The sequence below is a fragment of the Citrobacter sp. TBCS-14 genome (assembly GCF_005280805.1).
Lineage (GTDB): Bacteria > Pseudomonadota > Gammaproteobacteria > Enterobacterales > Enterobacteriaceae > Citrobacter > Citrobacter gillenii.
This window is the reverse complement of the sequence record NZ_SZWM01000882.1, coordinates 1-249: the sequence shown is the minus strand read 5'-3', so window position 1 is coordinate 249 and position 249 is coordinate 1. Positions and strand designations below refer to the sequence as shown.

Below are 249 nucleotides of genomic sequence, written 5' to 3'. Positions count from 1 at the left end.
GTTTATCGTTATTCTGTTGGTGCGGGATAACTCGCGTGACAGAACAGGTCGTGTGTTGCTTAACCAGTTTGTGTCGGCAGCGGTTTCCGCAATGACCACCAATGTTGTGCGCCGTAAAGAAAACCACCTTCCGGCGTTGTATCAGCAGCTGTTTTTACTGATGAACAAATTCCCCGGTGATCTGGCAAAGTTCCGCCTGGCACTGACGATGATTATTGCTCACCAGCGTTTACGTGATGCGCCTGTACC

General features: G+C 50.2%; 1 pseudogene. It reads left to right on the top strand.

Annotated features, from left to right (window positions below):
- Positions 1 to 249 (top strand): annotated as a pseudogene (locus tag FDX22_RS21880) (FUSC family protein); the annotation flags it as partial.